Annotated in this window: 6 protein-coding genes; 1 reads left to right on the top strand and 5 read right to left on the bottom strand. The window is 61.7% G+C overall.

Going from position 1 to position 6,324, the window contains the following annotated elements; all coding sequences use genetic code 11:
* Nucleotides 1-94: 94 nt before the first annotated feature.
* The 4 genes from ACN0RV_RS05440 to ACN0RV_RS05425 form a co-directional block, all read right to left on the bottom strand.
* Nucleotides 95-322: a hypothetical protein gene (locus tag ACN0RV_RS05440; RefSeq protein ID WP_417346280.1), complete on the bottom strand. Its 228-nt coding sequence runs from the start codon at nucleotides 320-322 to the stop codon at nucleotides 95-97.
* 59 nt (nucleotides 323-381) lie between these two features.
* Nucleotides 382-2,886: an MSCRAMM family protein gene (locus ACN0RV_RS05435; protein ID WP_417346278.1), complete on the bottom strand. Its 2,505-nt coding sequence runs from the start codon at nucleotides 2,884-2,886 to the stop codon at nucleotides 382-384.
* Nucleotides 2,886-3,650 carry a molecular chaperone gene (locus ACN0RV_RS05430; RefSeq protein ID WP_417346276.1) on the bottom strand — a complete coding sequence of 255 codons (765 nt, stop codon included), beginning with the start codon at nucleotides 3,648-3,650 and terminating at the stop codon, nucleotides 2,886-2,888. Before ACN0RV_RS05430 ends, ACN0RV_RS05435 begins: the two co-directional genes overlap by 1 nt.
* Nucleotides 3,651-3,762: 112 nt before the next feature.
* The gene (locus ACN0RV_RS05425; RefSeq protein WP_417346274.1) at nucleotides 3,763-4,221 is read right to left on the bottom strand and encodes a DUF4402 domain-containing protein; all 459 of its coding nucleotides are present in this window, start codon (nucleotides 4,219-4,221) and stop codon (nucleotides 3,763-3,765) included.
* Nucleotides 4,222-4,413: 192 nt separating this feature from the next.
* Here ACN0RV_RS05425 and ACN0RV_RS05420 point away from each other — a divergent pair, with 192 nt between their 5' ends.
* Nucleotides 4,414-4,884: a hypothetical protein gene (locus tag ACN0RV_RS05420; RefSeq protein ID WP_417346272.1), complete on the top strand. Its 471-nt coding sequence runs from the start codon at nucleotides 4,414-4,416 to the stop codon at nucleotides 4,882-4,884.
* 7 nt (nucleotides 4,885-4,891) lie between these two features.
* Here the strand turns inward: ACN0RV_RS05420 and xseA are convergent, their stop codons facing one another.
* The gene (xseA, locus tag ACN0RV_RS05415) at nucleotides 4,892-6,232 is read right to left on the bottom strand and encodes an exodeoxyribonuclease VII large subunit (protein WP_417346271.1); all 1,341 of its coding nucleotides are present in this window, start codon (nucleotides 6,230-6,232) and stop codon (nucleotides 4,892-4,894) included.
* Nucleotides 6,233-6,324 lie beyond the last annotated feature (92 nt).

Here is a 6,324-nt window from a genome sequence, read left to right as displayed (position 1 = left end):
TGGCCTACGGATACCGGGACAGCGACTACTTCTTCCTGAAGATACGAGCCGCTTTTCCCGGTAATGCGCGATGAACCCTTTTTTATGGCGGGCTTCAGAGGAAGTGCAGTACCAGCCTGGGGGCCGGTTCGGCCTGCGAGGGCGTGGCCTGATCATGGGGGGGCCGCCGTTCCGCGGAGGGCAGTTGCCAGTGAAGCTGAACATCGGCACGGTTGCACTGGGGCGCGGACAGTTGCTCCAGCACCTGGGGCACAGTGTCGGCGGGTACCAGGTTGAACTGGGCCGAGAAGGTCAGTGAGGTGATAACAATAAAGTTGAGCATGTGACCTCCGGGGTCAATAGCCTCAACTTCAGTGTAGATCTCTTTGAATTGCTGCGCTTTTACTCTGACTGAATCTGTGAAGCCTGTGGCAGGTAGAGGCGACCCAGACTGAGAATCTCCCCTTCAGGTGACAGGTTGATGGGGTAGAGGCGTTGCTGAATCTTCAACCGGTACCGGCCTGGGCGTATCCCCTGCAGCAGGAACAGGCCGTCGTAATCCACCCGGGTCTGCGCCACGGTGATGCCGTCAGCATCTTCCAGGCTGATGGGCAGCCCGGCGGCGGGGCGACTGTCCAGATCCGGTGAGCTCAGCATCACCTCCCCCTCCACTTCGCTTCCCATCACCATGGGGACAGTCAGCCGTTCGATGTGGCCAGCGTGCAGGCGCAACTGCCTTTGGGTAAAGGGGGAGATCATAAAGGGATCCGCCAGGCTGGACTCGTCCAATTGCAGCACCAGGTCGCTGTCTGCGGGCAGCCCCACCAGCAGCAGCCGCCCCTCTTTGTCGGTGCGCCCCCCTTCGCTGCGCCCGGTACAGCGGAACCGCACTCCGTCCACCGGCGGTTCGTCCGGTTCACGGTGGCCATTGCCGTTGCGGTCCCAGAAGACACTGAGGGAAAGATCACCCTCTCGAGTGGGGTCGTCCGCGTACCAGTGCCAGCTGTCTGCCTGTCTGTCCCACAGTAGGCCGTGGGACAGTTCCAGTCGCGCCTGGTATTCGTGATCGCCTGAGACACTGATGCCCAGGCTGAGGAGTAGGGAATCCAGGGAGAGGTTGAGGTTTTGATTGAACTGCCACTGCTGGGGCTGCCTGGGCAGCAGCACCAGCTCACTCTGGCCGGTGAGACGCTGTTCCAGCGGGTAGTTGAGGTTGACCCCCAGCCTCTGCAGACGGGCCTCGGGCTGCCACTGAAGATCGGCATAGCCGCGCAGGCGCCACTGCTGCAATCGGCCGGAGAGGGCCAGCTGTTGCTGCAGCCTGTGATCGGCGGCTCCGCGCCAGGTCAGGGCATGGCTCCAGCTGCTCTGGTACCACTGGCCATTGAAGGTCAGGGCTGCACGGTGTTGGTTACCGTCACTCAGGGCGTCGGTGCCCACTTCGATTCGCCAGCCGAGCTCCCGAAGGCGGCCACTGGCCCGCAGCAACCATTCATGGCGCAGCTGTCGCTGACGATGGGCGGCGCTGAGGTAGTCGTGGTAGTGGGCGCCGCTCAGCTGCCACTGCCAGCTCCCTGTGTCTCCTTGCAGGGCCAGAGCCAGGGCTTGGCCTCCCTGCCACTGTTTGATTCCCCGGACCTGAGCAAGCACACCGCCCAACTGTCCCACCAGAGCCAGACTGGAGTAGTGGTCCGTGACCAGTTCCGGCGCCTGCAGGTAGTGGTGGCCCAGTTGCAGGCTCAGGGCGTCTGACAGGCCATAGCCCCACTCCAACTGTGCCTCGCTGCCACCGCCGCGCTCCCAGGCCAGGGCGGTCAGCTGGCTGCCACTGCGTCCCGGGGCCAGCTGGCTGCCGCCCAGGGGGTGAGTGAGGCTTAACTGATGCTCCTCACCATTGGGACCGTACAGCAGGATTCGAAACCGGTTCTGCCCCAGGTATAGGGCCACATTGTCGAACCGGTAGCGGCCCCCTGAACCGATGCGCTGGGCGTCGATCAGATCCCCATCCCGGTAGAGCTCGGCATCCCAGCCGGGCGGCGCCGGCCCCTCCAGCGTCGTGGTAATGAATTGATCCGATTGCAGGCTCGCCCCCTGGCGCAGGTCCACGCCCCATCCCAGCTCGCCCCGGCCCACCAGAGGGGTGTTGGGACCGGTGAGGGAGCCCAACCGGTACTCGCTGAGCCAGGGCAGATCCCAGCGGCGCTCAATGGAGGCTCTCAGCCTTTGGGTCTGGTCATCCAGCTGCAGGTTGAACTGTGCCTGATGATGGCCCAGGTCGCTGACGCCATCGAGCAGCAGGCTGGCCTGGGTGTCACCGTCACTGCGAATGAGGCTTATCTGGTTGTGCAGGGCGGGATCGCCAATCAGGGCGTAGGGACTGGTATACACAGGTTGTCCGGCGACGCTGCGACCCTGCTGCTGTTGCAGAAGGGCCAGCCGTTGCTGCCGCTGCCAGACCTTGTCTAGGGGCAGCAGATCCTCGGCTAACAGGTGCAGGGTCTGGGCCTGGGGTGAGAACTCCAGGGTCAGTTGCCACAGGGGGGTCAGCTGGTCTGCGGGCAGGAAGAGATCCCAGCCGTCGTTGATCAGGCTGGTCAGGTTGACTTGTGGGTAGCCTGAGCGGATTAACTGTCGTCCCTCCAGGCGAAACCGGTCTGCCGGGCTGCTGAGGCTGCCCTCGGCCCGGCCATGCTCCACATCCACCAGCAGCGGCATCAGTAGCAGGTCGGCCAGTTGCTGCAGAGGCAGATGGAGGCGGCCCTCGGACTCGTAGGCCAGCAGATCTTCGGAGAGCAGCTCTCCCCGATAGACCAGCTGCAACACCAGAGGTGTGGCCTCCTCAGGCTCCGCACAGGCCCCTTTATTGGGCAGGACAGCCAGCAGGGTCAACAGCAGGACAAGGCGCATCAGGGCTGAAGCTGAAGCTGTACCTCACGTTCACTGCCGTAGCGGGGATCTTCCCGGTAGACAACCTCGATGGGCGCCTCACCCCTGGGGGGCTGACTCAGAGGGACCTTGAATTCCAGTTGGTCGATCTCAGGGTAGAGGGCGGCACCGCGCAGGATTCCCAGGGTTGTGCGCTCACCGGATTGCTGCTGCACCAGCTCCAGATCTCCATACACAGAGCGGTTTCCCGAGGCGGTGACCCTGATCTGGGCGTGGTGGGGATGGAGCTCGGCACGCTCGATGGCCAGAGAGGAGTGGGTGACGCCCTTACGGGCGATCACCGGGATCGACATGGAGAGCATGGGGCGAATCTGCAGCGCCAGGTTGTCGCCTCCCTGAGCGCGGTGGGTTTCCGTCTGGGTGGGGATCTGACGGATCACCAGATGGCTGCGGTACTCCCCCTCCTCGAGGTCGCCCTTCATCCTCAGGGCCATCCTGATGGTCTGGGTGGCACCGGGCTCCAGGGTGACCCGTCTGGGGGAGTAGCGAACCATACTGGCCAGGCTGTGGGGGTTGCTGGACTGGGGCACCAGTTTGCCCTGGGGGTTCATCACCATCTCCTGGAAGCGAATATCAAACTTCTGCAGGCTGTCGGAGATGTTCTTTAGGATCAGCGCGTCGCTGCGCTGGCCTGGCTCAAAATAGAGACGTTGGGGGGATATCAGCAGGTTGGCCTGGGCCAACAGGGGGCACAAACCCAGAATTAGTGTTGCCAGTAACTTCATGGCGTTCTCCCTAGGACCCGAAAACGGGGCAGAAGGCTGGCTTCTGCCCACAACAGGTCTGCCGTGCGTCATCGAGGCCGCCGGCGGTTATTGTTATGGTGTGGGAAAAGGCTTACTGGTAAGCCACGTCGATGGTGTAAGTGACGCTGCCGGCACCGGCGGTGGCGGTGTCGGTGACGGTCAGGGTGCCGCCCAGGTTGAAGGTCAGTTTGCCCTGGTTATCGAGAGCGACGGCGGTGGCGAAACTCTGGCTGGCTTGTGGGGCGAAGGTCACGCCGTTGCCGCTGCCGTTGTTGAGTGTCACACCGACGTTGCGGTCAGCATCACCTGAGATGGTGAACACGCCGGCGGTGCCGTTGCTGCTCAGGCAGGCATCACCCGTGGTAGCGCCGTCAGCCGCGGCCAGGGTACAGGTGATGTTGCTGCCCAGCTTGACGTCACCAAAGTCCAGCTGAGTGGTTTCGGCGATGTCCACGGGTTGAATCAGGTTGAAGGTAGCGGTGAACTCCTGGGCCACGGCCAGGGTAGAAACGCCTGCAGCCAGTACAGAGATAATGGCAATTTTTTTCATTTATTGTGTTTCCCAAAGTGCTTTGAGTATTGCCCCTGAGCCCCTCCGTTTTGGGCCCGACCTCGAGCTTATAATTATCCCCCACCTCCCTGTGGAAGGTAGATGCTTAACAAGTTGAAACATCTTGAATCAAATTGATAACAAAATTAAGATTCGAATTCCATAGCAATTTGGTCGGATAATAGAAATAAAATGAGACCTTTATGTAAATCATTGCTGGCACCACTGTTGGTGTTGCTCCCCTTTCAGGTGCATGCCAAGGTGTGGTTGACCGAGATTCAGAGCCTGACTTATCCCACGGCCATCAAGAACAACGACAAGGCCAGCCGGGTGGTATTGACCTGGAAGGGGGGGCTGGGAGGCTCCACCAATGTGGAGTTGCTGGACAGCTACTACCATCAGGCCAAGTATCGCATCCAGTCCAACAGCACACGGCCCATCACCATAGACATCGCCAACCTGGGCAATGAGCCCAGGGTCAATCTGCGTGGCTTCAAGGTGCGCTATCGAAACCGGACCTATAACAGCTTTCCGGTGACCAACCTGGACAATCCGGGGCGGGAGGGGGAGGAGATCTGGATCGGGGCCACCATCAAGGCGGGAAAACGGGCAAAGCCCGGACTGAAGCTGCCCGCCTATTGGCTGGAGGTGACCGACAACTAGTGTCCCGTCAGTCAGTAGACGGGGTGGTGCGCTCTACCTTGAGGCTGAGTTCACCCCGGTGCAGCCGGGCGTTGAGGTTGTCGCCGGCCTGCACCTGACTGGCGTCGGTGAGCGCCTTGCCGGACTGATCCTGCAGGATGGCGTAACCCCGCCCCAGCACCGCCAGCGGGCTGATGGCATTGAGGGCCTGAGCCTGAGCCCCCAGCTGCTGTCTTTTGCGCTCAGTCAGCGAACTCATGCTGCGCTGCAGTCGGTCGGACAGGCTGGTCAGTTGTTCCTGGCGTTGACGCACCTGACGCTGTGGCTGCCAAGCCTGCAGCCGGGTGGTCAGGTTATCCAGACGCCGGTTTTCCTGGGCCAATCTCTGGCTCATGGCGTGATGCAGCCTGAGTTGCTGTTCATCCAGTCGCTGACTGAGGGTGGCCAGCTGTCGACTGGGGTGAGCCGCTGTCAGGCGGGAATCCAGCAGGGAGAGTCGGCTGCGTTGCTGTTGAAGGGTTCGGCCTATGGCATGATTCAGACGATGCTGAAGGTTGGCGATCGCCTGACGCTGATGGCGCTGATCCCCAGAAAGCATCTCCGCTGCCGCCGAGGGGGTGGGGGCACGAAGATCCGCCACAAAGTCGGCGATGGTGACGTCCACTTCGTGACCGACGGCAGAGACAATGGGTAGCCGTGAGGCGAACACCGCCCGGGCCACCGCCTCTTCGTTAAAGCACCAGAGATCCTCCAAAGAGCCACCGCCCCGGGTCAGCAGCAGGCAGTCCACCTCGTCACGCTCATTGGCGATTTCGATGGCCCGGCACAGGGCGGGGATCGCTTCGCGGCCCTGCACCTGGGTGGGGTAGAGGATCACCTTGAGGGCGGGGTTGCGCCTCTGCAGCACCGACAGCACATCGTGGATGGCGGCGCCCGTTGGGCTGGTGATGATCCCCAGGGTCTGGATAGGATCTGGCAGGGGCTGCTTGGCGCCGGAGGCAAACAACCCCTCGGCGGCCAGGCGCAATTTCAGCTCCTCAAACTGCTGTTTCAGCAACCCGTCCCCCGCCGGCTGCATGCTGTCTACCAACAGCTGCATGTCTCCCCTGGGTTCATAGAGGGTCACCTGAGCCCGAACCAGCACCTGCATGCCATCTCTGGGGCGGAAGGTCACCCTGTTGTTGCGCCCGCGGAACATGGCACAACGCAGCTGGCTGCGCTCATCTTTCAGGGTGAAATACCAGTGACCGGAGGAGGGAGTGGCCAGGTTGGAGATCTCGCCGGTGAGCCAAACCCGTCCCCACTGCTGCTCCAATGTGGCCTTGAGCTGACGGTTGAGGGCGGAGACGGTAAGAATCTGATTTGACAAGGGGAGAACCGGGGTTCATGAAATGATCTGAAATTAGTAACAAGAAATGATTGAAGTGGCAAGCTTGGATCCCTATAATTCCCCGGCAATAT

This window comes from Ferrimonas sp. (assembly GCF_048263965.1).
Classification (GTDB): Bacteria; Pseudomonadota; Gammaproteobacteria; order Enterobacterales; family Shewanellaceae; genus Ferrimonas.
Note: the sequence above shows the minus strand (reverse complement) of the source record. Positions and strands in the feature narration are given on the sequence as shown.